At 70.1% G+C, this 13,915-nt stretch carries 10 protein-coding genes; 1 reads left to right on the top strand and 9 read right to left on the bottom strand.

The window, feature by feature from the left end:
• Positions 1-78: 78 nt before the first annotated feature.
• The 6 genes from ACFQVC_RS40595 to ACFQVC_RS40570 all read right to left on the bottom strand — a co-directional run bounded on the left by ACFQVC_RS40595 (position 79) and on the right by ACFQVC_RS40570 (position 10,879).
• Positions 79-1,623, bottom strand: a complete 1,545-nt coding sequence (locus ACFQVC_RS40595; protein WP_381841143.1) for a hypothetical protein — start codon at positions 1,621-1,623, stop codon at positions 79-81.
• Positions 1,604-2,140 carry a GtrA family protein gene (locus ACFQVC_RS40590; RefSeq protein WP_381841140.1) on the bottom strand — a complete coding sequence of 179 codons (537 nt, stop codon included), beginning with the start codon at positions 2,138-2,140 and terminating at the stop codon, positions 1,604-1,606. The genes ACFQVC_RS40595 and ACFQVC_RS40590 overlap by 20 nt, the downstream gene beginning before the upstream one ends.
• Positions 2,141-2,187: 47 nt before the next feature.
• The gene (locus ACFQVC_RS40585; protein WP_381841196.1) at positions 2,188-2,919 is read right to left on the bottom strand and encodes a polyprenol monophosphomannose synthase; all 732 of its coding nucleotides are present in this window, start codon (positions 2,917-2,919) and stop codon (positions 2,188-2,190) included.
• A gap of 212 nt (positions 2,920-3,131) precedes the next feature.
• Positions 3,132-4,214, bottom strand: a complete 1,083-nt coding sequence (manB, locus tag ACFQVC_RS40580) for a mannose-1-phosphate guanylyltransferase (protein WP_381841137.1) — start codon at positions 4,212-4,214, stop codon at positions 3,132-3,134.
• 224 nt (positions 4,215-4,438) lie between these two features.
• Positions 4,439-5,578 (bottom strand): mannosyltransferase family protein, encoded by a 1,140-nt coding sequence (locus ACFQVC_RS40575; RefSeq protein WP_381841134.1) that lies wholly within the window; start codon positions 5,576-5,578, stop codon positions 4,439-4,441.
• A gap of 366 nt (positions 5,579-5,944) precedes the next feature.
• On the bottom strand, positions 5,945-10,879 hold the full coding sequence (locus ACFQVC_RS40570; RefSeq protein WP_381841131.1) for an NAD-glutamate dehydrogenase: 4,935 nt from the start codon (positions 10,877-10,879) through the stop codon (positions 5,945-5,947).
• A 506-nt stretch (positions 10,880-11,385) separates the two neighbouring features.
• Between ACFQVC_RS40570 and ACFQVC_RS40565 the strand changes: the two genes are divergently transcribed.
• Positions 11,386-11,952, top strand: a complete 567-nt coding sequence (locus ACFQVC_RS40565; RefSeq protein WP_381841128.1) for a DJ-1/PfpI family protein — start codon at positions 11,386-11,388, stop codon at positions 11,950-11,952.
• Between the two features lie 125 nt (positions 11,953-12,077).
• On the opposite strand, the gene ACFQVC_RS40560 is transcribed toward ACFQVC_RS40565, so the two are convergent.
• From ACFQVC_RS40560 to ACFQVC_RS40550, 3 genes are all read right to left on the bottom strand, one after another.
• Positions 12,078-12,743, bottom strand: coding sequence for an HAD family hydrolase (locus tag ACFQVC_RS40560; RefSeq protein WP_381841125.1), 666 nt, complete (start codon positions 12,741-12,743; stop codon positions 12,078-12,080).
• A gap of 58 nt (positions 12,744-12,801) precedes the next feature.
• Entirely contained in the window at positions 12,802-13,308 is a 507-nt protein-coding gene (locus tag ACFQVC_RS40555) for a DUF6912 family protein (protein WP_381841122.1), read from the bottom strand.
• A gap of 147 nt (positions 13,309-13,455) precedes the next feature.
• The coding region (locus tag ACFQVC_RS40550; protein WP_381841119.1) for a hypothetical protein at positions 13,456-13,915 on the bottom strand (460 nt) is incomplete at its 5' end.

Below are 13,915 nucleotides of genomic sequence, written 5' to 3'. Positions count from 1 at the left end.
GAGCGAAGCCGAGGGTGCCACCAGTGACGTGTTCGTCGCCGGTGGCACCCTCGGTCGTGGTGAGGCGTGGCGGAGCGCTCAGCCCACCACTTCGAACAGCACCTGGCCGTTCGGCCCAGTGGCCACCTTCCGCAGGGCCGGGTCGTCGGCGGCGAGGCCGCCGTCGCTCTTCCACTGCACGATCCACTGCGCGTGGTAGCGGTGCAGGGCGTCGAGGCGGTCGGCGCGGGAGCTGCCGGCGGCGAAGTAGCGCTTCACCGTGGCGAGTCGCTCCTCCTCGTCCGGCAGGAAGAAGTCCGGGTAGCCGGGGGCGACGGTGTAGGGGCCGTACGCCGGGATCTGGCGGGCGGCGCGGCGCGTCGTCATGACGGTGTCGCCGTAGTTCACCCAGGGGGTGATCCACTGGTAGCCCGCCCAGGAGTTCTTGGTCTTCTCGCGCACCGCGTGCGGCAGCGCGTCGGAGCGTACGACATAGCCGAGCGTCCCCGACTGCGTCCAGGCGCCGGCGAGCAGCGCGATGCCCGTGACGGCCGCGAAGGCGTTGCGCAGCAGTCGCGTACCGCCCTCCAATGCCGCTATGGCGGCGGCCAGTTGGGCCGGGATGACCGCGGCGGGCAGGGCGCGGCCCCAGGACCAGTGCCCGGTCAGAGCGCCCGCGGCGACCATCGCCGCACCGAGGGCGAAGAAGATCACCAGCGGGTCGCGGTGGTCGCGGCGCCAGCGGAAGACCAGTGCGGCGACACCGATCAGGACGAAGCCGAGGCGCGGCAGCGTGTCGACGTAGAGGGAGCGGTGGATCTCTTCCAGGCCGCCGACGCCGAAGAGCGAGAAGAAGGAGTAGTACGGCCAGGCCGCGAGCAGGGCGAGCCCCACGGCCATGCCGCCGCCGAGCCGCAGCCAGGTCGCCCTGGTGGGCCAGGGCCGCGCCCCGAGCAGTACGCCGAGGGCGCCGAGCGTGGCGACCACTCCGGAGAACTGGTGGCTGAGCAGGATCACCGCCCAGATCAGACCGAGCCCGAGGAACCGGCTCCAGCTGCCGCCGTGGCGCAGCGACTTGGAGAGCAGCGCCCAGAAGTGGAAGGACAGCGCGAGCGCGAAGGTGCTGGGGTAGGCGAGGGTGAGGGCCAGGGAGCCGAGGCCGAGGAAGCCGCTCCAGGCGAACACCTGCGAGCCCCACAGGAACAGCAGGCACAGGATCGCGAGCGGCGCCGCCGCCCGGCGCGCCGTGAACCTCCGTACGAAATGCCATACGCCGGTGCCGAGCAGCGTCAGGCTCACCAGGGCCGCGAGCCGCAGCACCGTGAATGTGCCGAGCCCGGTCACCTTCGCGAAGGCGCCGAGCAGCACCATCCACGGCGAGTAGTAGGGGCTGTCGGTGTCGGCGGCGACCATCGGGTTGCCCGGGTCGAGCAGATCCGTGCGCAGGCGCTCGATCGTCGCCGCGTGCACCCCGAGGTCGCCGATCCACGGCAGCCGCACCACCAGGAGCAGCAGCAGCCCGCCGAGCAGCACCATGGCGGCGCGCAGCACGGCGCGGGCGGGCCGGGAGCCGGCGGCCGGTTCGATCGGGGCGGCGGCCGTGGCGGCCTCCGCCCGCGTGGGTTCAGTCGCGGTGTGCAGCATGGCCCCGGTGCGCGTCGTGCTGGAAGACCCAGGTCCGGTAGACCAGGAAACGGAACGCCGAGGCGAGCACGATGGACAGGGCCTTGGCGATATTCGAGCCGAGCGGACCGTCCATGCCCGCGCCGTGGTACGCCACGTAGAACAGGCCGCTCTCGACGGCGACGCCGATACCGCTGAACACGAAGAACAGCACGATCTGCTGCTTGGTGCGCGAGGCCCGGTCCCGGTACGCGAAGAAGCGGAAGCCCAGGTAGTTGGTGCAGATGGCGACGCAGCTGGCCAGGACCGTGGCCGTCATCGGGCCCCAGTTCAGGCCGTGGAGCAGCAGGTTGAAGACGACGAAGTTCACGCCGACGCCGCTGCCGCCGACGACGGCGAACTTCACGAGTTCCTTGAACAGCCGGCGCAGGCGCACCCGCAGCGGCCCCCCGGCCGCGGGCGCGGGCGCGGGTGCCTGCGGGGGCGGGGGCGGTCCCGCCGGGGCGGGGGCGGGCAGAGTGTCGGGCATCGTGGTCATGGCAGAGGGGTCACCAAGTCGTCGGTCGTGGGCGCGAGTTGAGGAGGTCAGCGGCTGCCCCGCGAGCGGGCCCGCAGCTTCCACGGCATCGCCATGGACTCCAGCTGCACGGCGAGGTTCATCTTCGACTCACCGACGGTGCGGTCCTCGAAGTGGATCGGCACCTCCATCACGCTGAAGCCGCGGCGCAGGGCCGCGTACTTCATCTCGACCTGGAAGCTGTATCCGGCCGAGCCGACCGAGGCCAGGTCGATGGCGCGCAGGGCGTCACCGCGCCACAGGTTGAAGCCGCCGGTGATGTCGCGGACGCGGGTGCCGAGGATGGCGCTCGCGTAGGCGTTGGCCCAGCGCGAGAGCAGCTTACGGTGCGCGCCCCAGGCGTCGGAGAGGGTGCCGCCGGGGACGTAGCGGCTGCCGACGACGACACCGGCGCCGGTGGCCAGGGCCACGCCGAGCATCTCGCCGACCTTGCCGACCGGGTGGCTGCCGTCGGCGTCCATCTGCAGGACGTACGCGGCGCCCTGCTCCGCGGCCTGGCTCATACCGGCGGCGTAGGCACGGCCGAGGCCGTTCTTCTCGGTGCGGTGCAGGACGCTCATCCGGGGACGCGCGCCGCTTTCGACATCGCGGTTGTAGCGGGTCGCGAGGGTCTCGGCGAGCTCACCGGTGCCGTCCGGGCTGGAGTCGTCGACGACGAGCAGGCTCAGGCCCGGCAGGTCGAGCGCCATCAGCGACTCGGCCATGACCGGAAGATTGCCCGCTTCGTTGTACGTCGGCATGACGACGGTCAGCGCGGTGTCGGCCCAGCCGGCCGGGAGCTTCGCGGCCTGGGAGGCGTGGATCTGATGGTTCACTCGCTTGCCCTTCACGGGGTGGTTCATGGGGGCCGGGTTCATCGGTGCCGTCGGCGGGTTCATCGGTGCTGTTGCCGGGTTCGTCGGTGCCGTCGCCGGGTTCATCGGTGCCGTCGCCGAGTCGACCGGTCGCGGGTTCATCGGTCCGAGGAGAACCGCAGCGCGGCGTCGGGCAGTACTGCCTCGCACCACACACGGGCTCCGGCCCTGAGTTCGTTGTCGGCCCCCACGCGCGCGCCGTCACCGATGACCGCGCCCTGCAGCCGCGTACGCAGGCCGATGGAGGCACCCGCGCCGACCAGGCTCTCGTCGACATGGGCGCCGGAGGCGACGACCGCACCGTCGAGCACGACAGACCCCTGCACCACGGCACCCGCCCCGATCCGGGCCCCCGCCCCGATGACGGTGCCGTCGGCGAGCCTGGCGTCCTCGGCGACCTGCGCGCCCGGCAGCACCAGGGCCTCGCCGCGCCGCCCGGGAACGGCCGGGGAGTCGATGACGCCCCGGACCAGATCGGCCGAGGCCTGCACGAAGGCCTCGGGCTTGCCGAGGTCGAGCCAGTAGGTGTTCTCGACCTTGCCGTGCAGGTGGGCACCGCCGGCGAGCAGCGAGGGAAACGTCTCGCGCTCCACGGAGACCGGGCGCCCGCTGGGGATGGTGTCGATGACCGAGCGCCGGAAGACATAGCAGCCGGCGTTGATCTGGTCGGTGACGATCTCTTCGGGCGTCTGCGGCTTCTCCGTGAAGGCGGTGACCCGCCCGTCGACATCCGTCGGGACCAGGCCGAAGGCACGCGGATCGTCGGCCTTGGCCAGGTGCAGCGTGACATCGGCGTCCATCTGCCTGTGGGTGTCGACGAGGCCGCTGATGTCGAGGCCGGTGAGGATGTCGCCGTTGAACACCAGGACCGGCTCGTCGGGCCCGCAGCGCAGCCGCTCGGCGGCGTTGCGGATGGCCCCGCCGGTACCCAGCGGCTCGTCCTCGACGACGTACTCCAGCGTGATGCCGTACGCCGAGCCGTCACCGAAGTACGGCTCGAAGACCTCGGCCAGATAGCAGGTCGCCATGACGATGTGGTCGACACCGGCCGCGGCCGCGCGCGCGATCTGGTGGGCGAGGAAGGGGACCCCCGCGGCGGGCACCATGGGCTTCGGTGTGTTCACCGTGACCGGTCGCAGCCGAGTGCCTTGCCCGCCGACCAGCAGAATCGCTTCCGTCATCCACTCTTCCCATGCACGTAATTACGGGACAATCAGATCCACTTTAGACCAAATGGAGAACTTAGAGCTATATTGCAAAATTCATGCAAGTTTCTGGTCCTCAGAGGCATCCTTTTGGCCGCAACAGCCGTCCGCGGTCACGTGCCGGTGCCGTTCGACTTGCGGCCACCCGCTGAGCACGCTTCACGTCACAGCGACTGCTCGCACCGGCCCGGCCGGGCACCTCACGGCGACTGCCGGAAGACCACGAGCAGCCCCACCGCGTACCACCCGGCGCACACCGCCCCGCAGCCGTACAGACTCAGCCGCACCGCCCACGGCGCCCTGGCCAGCGGCCGGGCCACGAGGAGCAGGGCGATCGGCAGGAACGGCAGCATGAAGCGGGGCTTGGAGAAGGGTGACCCGGGCGTGCCGACCATCAGCACCCAGGCCCCGGCCAGCGCGATCACCAGCGGCCACGGCACCGACCGGTCGAGGACGAGCGCCACGACGGCCGCCGCGGCCAGCAGGATCAGCGCGAGCACCACGCCCTGCCGCGCGTCGAAGTGCTGGTACGCGGCGGCCCTGCGCACAAACGCGAGCGTGCCCGCCCCGAAGTCGAAGGACTGCCCCCAGGCCCGCTCCGCCTCGAACCAGCCGTCGACCCGTCCCACCCGGCTGCCGATGTAGAGCCAGCTGACGATCAGACCGAGCGGCGCCAGGGCCACCGCGGCCGGCGGCCGCCAGTCCTGCGGCCCCCACTGTCCGCGCCGCCGCCACAGCTCCCACACGGCGGCGGCCATCACCACCCCCACCAGGACGGACGCGGTCGGCCGCACCAGTCCGGCGAAGGCACACAGCACCCCGGCCGTCACCCACCGCCTGGCGAGGAGGGCGACCAGGGCCCAGATCAGCAGAGCGCTGAAGACCGCCTCCGAGTACGGCACCCACAGCGCGAACGCACAGGGCGAGCACGCCCAGAGCGCCACACACGCGAATCCCGCGCGGCGCCCGGCGATCGACCGCACCAGCGTGTGCACACCCGCCGCGGCGACCGCCGCCGCGAACCAGACGACCACCGCGCCCGCGTACGGAAACGGCAGCCCGGTGAACAACTGCAGCGCCCGGATCAGCGCCGGGAAGAGCGGAAAGAACGCGAGCCGCGACCACTCGGGCAGACCGTCGGCGCGGTAGCGGATCTCGCGGGGGTAGCCGCGCTCGGCGATGTCCAGATAGTTGGCGCTGTCCCAGCGGCGCAGCAGTTCCTGGGTGCCGTGCCCCAGCTTGTGGTTGATCAGCACGAGCACCGCGAAGCCGAGCAGGGCGACGGCGAGATAGAGAGCGGCCGCCAGATGCGCCTCATGGCGTACGAAACGGATCGTCACAGGCCGACGGCGCAGCGAACCGGACCTCCGGCGCACCGGGCCCGGGCGCGACGGATCTCCGGGATCGCCCTGGGGCGCCCGCCCCTGCGAGGCCTCCGGCTCCTGCGAAGGCTCCCGCGAGGGCGGCGAAACTATGCTGCCGAGCGTCATCTGCGGCGGACTCTCCGGGTCGTACGAACCTGAGCGCCGCACGAATCGGGCGCCCCGGTCACCATGATGGCCGGAACGCCCGATTGGTTCACTTTGAGCAGTAATGCACTTTCTTGCCCGATGCTCGGTGGCCCTGCCGGGAGTTACCCGGCCGATGCCTCAGCCGTACGCCAGCGCGGCAACCCCAGCCATACGCCAGCGACAGCGACAGCAGCCTCAGCTGTGCGTCCGCAGCAGCGTCCGCATCGTCCGCATCGCCACCGACAGATTCGCCAGGTCGAAGGCGTCCGAGCCATGGATCTCGTCCAGGGTGGTCTTCGCGCGGCCCAGGATCGCCGCGTTCCGCTCCTCCCAGGCCTTGAAGCGCTGCTCGGGGGTCGAGGTGCCGTTGCCCACCGCGAGGACATCGCCCGTGAGGGCGGCGTGCGCCGCGTACAGGTCCTCGCGGATCGCCGCGCGGGCCATGGACTGCCAGCGGTCCGTACGCGGCAGAGCGCTGATGCGGTCCATCAACTGGGTGATGGAGAGCCGGTCGGCGAGGTCGTAGTACACCTCGGCGACATCGAGCGGCGCCCGGTCCATCCGGTCCGCGATCAGCACCACGTCCAGCGTCGGGAACGCGGAGGAGAACCCGGCGACCCGCTGCGCCAGCTCCTCCGGCACGCCTGCGCCGGTCAGCTCCTCGAAGATCTGCTGGTACCACTCCAGGTCCGCGCCGCGCACCAGCTTCGGCAGCTCCGACCAGACCTGCGCCACGCCCTCGCTGAAGAAACCGATGGTCTCGGCGAGATCGATGGGCTGCGGCCGGTTGTTGAGCAGCCAGCGCGTGCCGCGCTCCACCAGGCGCCGCGAGTGCAGCCTGATCCGGGTCTGCACATCGGCCGCCACGATGTTGTCCAGCGCCTCGACCGCGTCCCAGACCTCGCCGAGCCCGAAGATCTCGCGGGCCGCGGTGTGCGCGCGTACGACCTCTTCGAGGGAGGCGCCGGTCTCCTCACGCATACGGTGCAGGAAGCTGGTGCCGCCCGCGTTCACCGTGTCGTTGACCAGGACCGTGGTGACGATCTCGCGGCGCAGCGCGTGGGCGTCGATCTGATCGAGGAACCGCTCGCGCAACGCCGTCGGGAAGTACGCGTGCAGCAGGCTCTGCAGATACTTGTCGTCGGGCAGATCCGTGCCGAGCAGCTCCTCGGCGACCGTGATCTTGGTGTACGCGAGCAGGACGGCCGTCTCCGGCTGGGTCAGACCGAGCCCGGCGCCGAGCCGCTCACGAATCTGGCGGTCGGTGGGCAGAAACTCCAGGGCCCGGTCGAGATAGCCCTCGCGCACCAGGGTCCGCATAAAGCGCTGCTGGGCGTGGAGCATGCTCGGGGACTGCGCGAGGGCATTGGCCAGGGCGGTGTTCTGCGCGTAGTTGTTGCGCAGCACGAGGCGGCCGACCTCGTCGGTCATCTCGGCGAGCAGCTTGTTGCGCTGCTTCACCGTCATGTCGCCGTCCGTCACGACCGAGTTGAGCAGGATCTTGATGTTCACCTCGTGGTCGGAGGTGTCCACGCCTGCGCTGTTGTCGATCGCGTCGGTGTTGACCCGGCCGCCCGCGCGGGCGTACTCGATCCGGCCCAGCTGGGTCAGGCCCAGGTTGCCGCCCTCGCCGACGACCTTGACGCGCAGGTCCGCGCCGTCGACCCGGATCGCGTCATTGGCCTTGTCGCCGACATCGGCGTTGGACTCGGCGCCCGACTTCACATACGTACCGATGCCGCCGTTCCACAGCAGGTCCACCGGGGCCTGCAGGATGGCCTTCATCAGCTCGGCCGGAGTGATCTTCGCGACGCCCGACTCGATGCCCAGGGCCTCGCGGATATGGGCATTGAGCGGGATGGCCTTGGCGCTGCGCGGGAAGATCCCGCCGCCCGCGGAGAGCAGGTCCTTGTTGTACTCCTCCCAGGACGAGCGCGGCATCTCGAAGAGGCGCCGGCGCTCGGCGTAGGAGACCGCCGCGTCCGGGTTCGGGTCGATGAAGATATGCCGGTGGTCGAAGGCGGCGACCAGGCGGATGTGCTCGGAGAGCAGCATGCCGTTGCCGAACACGTCACCCGACATGTCGCCGACGCCGACGACCGTGAAGTCCTCGCTCTGCGTGTCGTGGCCCAGCTCCCGGAAGTGCCGCTTCACGGACTCCCAGGCGCCGCGCGCGGTGATGCCCATGCCCTTGTGGTCGTAGCCCGCGGAGCCGCCGGAGGCGAAGGCGTCACCGAGCCAGAAGTTGTAGGACTCCGCGACCTCGTTGGCGATGTCCGAGAAGGTCGCGGTGCCCTTGTCGGCGGCGACCACGAGGTAGGTGTCGTCCTCGTCGTGACGCACGACGTCGGCGGGCGGCACGACCTCGCCCGCCACCAGGTTGTCCGTGATGTCGAGCAGCGCCGAGATGAAGGTCTTGTACGAGGCGACGCCCTCGGCCAGCCACGCGTCCCGGTCCACACTCGGGTCCGGCAGCTGCTTGGCGACGAAGCCGCCCTTGGCGCCCACCGGCACGATCACGGTGTTCTTCACCATCTGCGCCTTGACCAGGCCGAGGATCTCGGTGCGGAAGTCCTCGCGCCGGTCCGACCAGCGCAGACCGCCACGCGCGACCTTGCCGAAGCGCAGGTGCACACCCTCGACACGCGGCGAGTAGACCCAGATCTCGTACGCCGGCCGGGGTGCGGGCAGGTCCGGGATGGCCTGCGGGTCGAACTTCATGGAGACATACGAGTGCGGCAGACCGCCCCCGGCCTCCTGGAAGAAGTTGGTGCGCAGGGTCGCCTTGATGACCGTGAGGAAGGACCGCAGGATCCGGTCCTCGTCGAGCGAGGCGACCTGGTCGAGGGCGCCGTCGACCTCTTCGAGGAGGCCGTCGATCAGTTCATTCCCCGCGCGCTGGCGGTCCGGGGACATCCGTGCCTCGAAGAGGCTCACCAGAAGGCGGGTGGTGTGGACGTTGTACCGGAGGGTGTCCTCCATGTAGTCCTGGCTGAACGTGGAGCCCGCCTGGCGCAGGTACTTGGCGTACGCGCGCAGGACCATCGCCTGCCGCCAGTTCAGACCGGCGCCCAGGACGAGGGAGTTGAAGCCGTCGTTCTCCGCGTATCCCGTCCAGACGGCGGCGAAGGCCTCCTGGAAACGCTCGCGCGCGTCATCGGCCAAGTAGTCGCCGTTGCCCGATGGCTTGGGCATCCGCAGACCGAAGTCGTAGATCCACGCGGTGGTGCCGTCGCTGGCGCGCAGCTCGTACGGCCGCTCGTCGACGACCTCGCAGCCCAGGCGCTGCAGCACCGGGAGGACCGCGGAGAGCGAGACCTGGCCGCCCGCGCGGTAGATCTTGAACCGTCGCTCGCCGGGTCCGGCGCCCACCGGCTCGTACAGGGAGAGCGCGAAGTCCTTCTCGCCCTGCGTGAGTTGCTCCAGGTGCACCAGGTCGGCGACGGCGGAGCGCGGGATGTGATCGGCCTTGTAGCCCTCCGGGAAGGCGTTGCCGTAGCGGCGCAGGAGCTCCGCGGCGCGCTCCTCGCCGAGCTCGGCGTTCAGCGCCTCGGAGAAGCCGTCCACCCAGGAGCGGGCGGCCTCCATCAGACGGGCCTCGATGCGCTCGGTGTCGGCGTCGGCGAGGTCGGGCAGCTCGGTGCCCGGCGGGACCCGGACGACGAAGTGCAGCCGGGACAGGATCGACTCGGTGTTCCAGGCGGTGAAATCGACGCTGGTGCCGCCGAGTTCCTCCTTCAGGATGTCGATGATCCGCAGGCGTACGCCGGTGGTGTAGCGGTCACGCGGCAGATAGACAAGGGCCGAGTAGTACCGGCCGTACTCGTCCTTGCGCAGGTAGAGCCGCAGACGCCGGCGCTCCTGCAGATAGAGCACGGAGGTGACGATGGCGCGCAGCTCGTCCGGCGGCGTCTGGAAGAGCTCGTCGCGCGGATACGTCTCGAGGATCTGCAGCAGGTCACGGCCGTCGTGGCTGTTGGGCGAGAAGCCCGCGCCCTTGAGCACCTCGGCCACCTTGCGGCGGATGACGGGAACGCGGCGCACGCTCTCCGTGTACGCGGCGGACGAGAAAAGGCCGAGGAAGCGCCGCTCACCGACGACATTGCCCTCGGCGTCGAACTTCTTCACGCCGACGTAGTCGAGGTAGCTGGGCCGGTGCACGGTGGCGCGGCTGTTGGCCTTGGTCAGGACGAGCAGCTTGTGCTCACGGGCCTTGGCGCGGGCGTCGGCGGGCAGCCGGTTGAAGGACGGGCTGACGGGGTGGCCGTGGGCGTCCTCGCCGCTGTGCTTCGGGTCGGAGCGCAGAACGCCGAGACCGGTGCCGGGGACGGCGCCGAGCGAGTCGTCCTCGTTCAGTTCGTACTCACGGAAGCCCAGGAACGTGAAGTGGTCGGCGGCCAGCCAGCGAAGGAGCTCGCGGGCCTCCTCGACCTCCTGGTTCTGCAGGTCGTCGGCGGTCGGCTCGCTGGGCAGCTCCTCGGCGATGCGCAGCGCGGCGTCGCGCATCTTCTCCCAGTCCTCGACGGCCTCACGGACATCGGACAGGATCCTGAGCAGGTCGTTGGTGATCTGCTTCAGATCGGCCCGGTCGGTCTCGCGGTCGATCTCGACATGGATCCAGGACTCGGTGAGCGTGTCATGCGCGTCCGTGGGCGCCCCCGCCGGGAGCACCTCCATCAGCTTGCCGGTCAGATCGCGGCGCACGACGACCTGCGGGTGGATCACCACATGGATGCCCCGGCCCTGCCGGGACAGCTCATTGGTGACCGAGTCCACAAGGAAGGGCATGTCGTCGGTGACGACCTCGACGACGGAGTGCGAGCACGTCCAGCCGTTCTCCTCCACCGTCGGGGTGTGCACCCGGACGTTGGCGGTTCCTTGAGGGCGGGTTTCGGCCAGGCGGTAGTGCGAGAAGGCGGCACCGAAGACATCGACCGGATCGCGGTCGGCAAGGTCCTCGGGGGCCGTGTGCAGGTAGTAGCGCTGGAGGTACGAGAGGACGGTGTCCTGGTCCGGACTCTCCCCCGTGGTGGCCCCCGTCGGAAGTTGCCCCCCGACCGGGCTGTGCTCAGCTACCCGGGCGGCCCGCGCGAGCAGCTCGGCCTTGGCTTCGTCCAGCTTGGTCTGCATGTCCTCTGGCTCCTGTCGCGCGCCGTTGCGTGACGTAGAAGGAAGTGTCGGTTTCGCCAGTGTGGCGAGAAGTGACATAACGCCGCGACGCGGGGTGTCCGGTCTCGGTCGACGGTATGCCGGAAAGTGAGGTGACCGGGGCTGTATCGGCCATTTTCGATTGCCCGCCCCGCACCTGAAGAGCGACGATCACCCGGGCACGGTGGCGCACCGGGCACAGGCCGGGGGCCGCACTGCCCCCGAGGGATATCGCGCTGATCACGAGACAAGGCTATCGCCCCGCACCGGGACCACGTCATGGGCCGTATGTGTACAAAAGAAGGGGCCGAACTTTGACACTCTGGACAGCGACGCGACCACCCCCTGAGTGCCGCCCCCTTGGCAAACCTCCCCGGTGGAGGCACGTTGGCGAAGGCGGGCACGGACCGACGACGGTACGGTCCCGCCCACATACGGCACGGGCCGAATCACGCCGAACGGCATCACGCCAAGGGGAGCGAGCGGCGATGGCAGCGAAGATCCTGATAGTGACCGGTGACGCGGCGGAGTCCTTGGAGGTGCTCTACCCCTACCAGCGGCTGCGCGAAGAGGGCTACGACGTGCACATCGCGGCCCCCGCCCGCAAGAAGCTGCAGTTCGTGGTGCATGACTTCGAACCGGGCTTCGACACCTACACCGAAAAACCGGGCTACACCTGGCCCGCCGACCTCGCCTTCTCCGAAGTGGACCCCGGGCAGTACGCCGCTCTGGTGATCCCCGGCGGCCGGGCCCCGGAGTATCTGCGCAACGATCCCGAGCTCCGCAAGATCCTCAAGTCCTTCTTCGACGCGGACAAACCCGTGGCCCAGATCTGCCACGGCCCCCTGCTCACCGCGGCCATCGGCTGCCTGACGGGCCGCCGAGTCACGGCCTATCCGGCCCTCGAACTGGATATGCAGGCGGCCGGCGCCACCTTCCAGGACTCCGAGGCCGTGGTCGACGGAACTCTGGTCTCGTCCCGCGCCTGGCCGGACCACTCACGCTGGATGCGCGAATTCCTGACCGTGCTGCGGGCGAAGGCGCCGGCGACCTGACCTGACCGTGAGCGCGCGCCCGCCCCGCTGTCCGACAGCCTGAGCCCGCCTGCCCGCCTGCCCGCCTGCCCGCCTGCCGCACGAGCTCAGGCTCTCTCAGGCGGCGAGGCGGGACGGCCTCACTCTCAGGCGGCGAGGCGGGCCGCCTCACGCACCGCTTCGGCCAGGGTGTCCACCACGGGCACCCCCGCCTCCGCGAGGCTCGCCCTGCTGTGCGACCCACCGGTGTACAGCACGGCGAGAGCACCGACATGAGCCGCCGCCACCGCGTCGTCCACGGCGTCCCCGATCACCACCGTGCGCGCCGCGTCCACCGCCGCGAGCGCCGCCACATGCCGCTCCATGTGCTGGGCCTTGCCCGCGGTCGAGTTACCGATACGCCCGTCGACGCGTATGAAGTGGTGCTCGATCCCGTGGGTGCGCACTATCGGCAGCAGCCGGTCGTGCGGTGCCAGCGAGCACATCGACTGCGTCAGCCCCGACGCCTGCCAGTCGGCGAGGAGTTCACCCGCTCCGTCGGCCAGCCCCGCCCCCTCCGCGAGCGCCCAGTAATGCCGGTGGAACGCCTCGTCCATGACGGCCCACTCCTCGTCCGTGGGCAGGCGGCCCATCAGCCGCTCGTAGAACCGCGGCACCGGCACGCAGTACAGGTCCCGGTAGCGCTCGAGCGTGATCGGCGGCAGCCCTATCTCCGCGAACGAGGCGTTCGTGGCCTGAATGACCACGTCGATGTCGTGGAACAGCGTGCCGTTCCAGTCCCAGACGATGTGTGCTGCTTGCTGCTTCCCCATGTCCAAAACGGTACCCGCCCGGCCCGACAGGCCTCGGGGCCTGTGGATAACTCCGGCCTCACCCGACGAGGTTCGGGATCTCCTGCGTCGCGAACCACAGCAGCTCGTGGTCCTCCGCCCCGTCCACCGTGAACTGCGCATCGTCGTCGCCCTGGTCCGCGGCGCCGAGCGCGGCCGCCGCAGCCGCGACATCGGCCTCCGCGTCGTCGGCGTCGACATGCACCGCGGCCGCCTTGGCCAACGGCACGGGACGGGCCAGACGCACCTCGCCGAGCGCCGACGCGTCCAGGCCACGGTCGGGATCCACGGCCGCTTCGGCATCCGGTACGTCCACGGCCACGACGACCCTGCGGCGTGCCGCCGACGGCGTGCCCGCGAGCATCCTCAGCGAGGCGGACGCCGCCCGATTGAGCGCCGCGTACTCGAGTTCCTCGATGTCGTCCGACACGTACCACTCACGCAGCGCGGGCGTCACGGCATACGCGGTCAGCGGCCCGGGGCCCAGCTCGCCCGCCTCGTGCGCCTCGGCGAGGCCGGGGAGGGTCAGGGGTACGTAGACGCGCATGGCCGCTGCTTTCGTCGTCGTGGAACAGGAACTGGTGGAACAGGAACTGGTGGAACAGAAACTGACAGGGTCTGACGGAGTCAGACGGGTCGGACAGGGAATTCAGGACTCCCAGGATACGTGTGGGGTCCCCTATCGAGGTGCCCCTCAGAGCTCCAAAAGGCCACTTGGGAGCCCGGTGCGGACCCCTCCGATGCCAGCTCCCCCAAGGCCCACATCACTCTGATAGGTGGTTCTCCCGGAGGCCTCCGCGGCCCCTGCCGCCGCGTTGCGGGTCATGGCCCCGCACCCGTAGAAGAGGACGTGGCTACTGCCCGGTACACCACCCGGGCCCAGCAAAGACGGGGGCGTCAGCATGACCACCGAGCACACCACGGACACCCGGCCCACCAGCACCAGCCAATCAGCGAGCAACATCCGGCCCACCAACACCGGCCAGCCTGCAAGCAGCACCCGATCCACCAGCACCAGCCAACCAGCAAGCAGCACCCGATCCACCAGCACCAGCCAACCAGCAAGCAGCACCCGATCCACCAGCACCAGCCAACCAGCAAGCAGCACCCGATCCACCAGCACCAGCCAACCAGCAAGCAGCACCCGATCCACC

The organism is Streptomyces monticola (assembly GCF_042665355.1).
GTDB lineage: Bacteria > Actinomycetota > Actinomycetes > Streptomycetales > Streptomycetaceae > Streptomyces > Streptomyces monticola.
The sequence above is the reverse complement of the archived record's forward strand: the minus strand, read 5'-3'. Positions and strand labels throughout refer to the sequence as shown.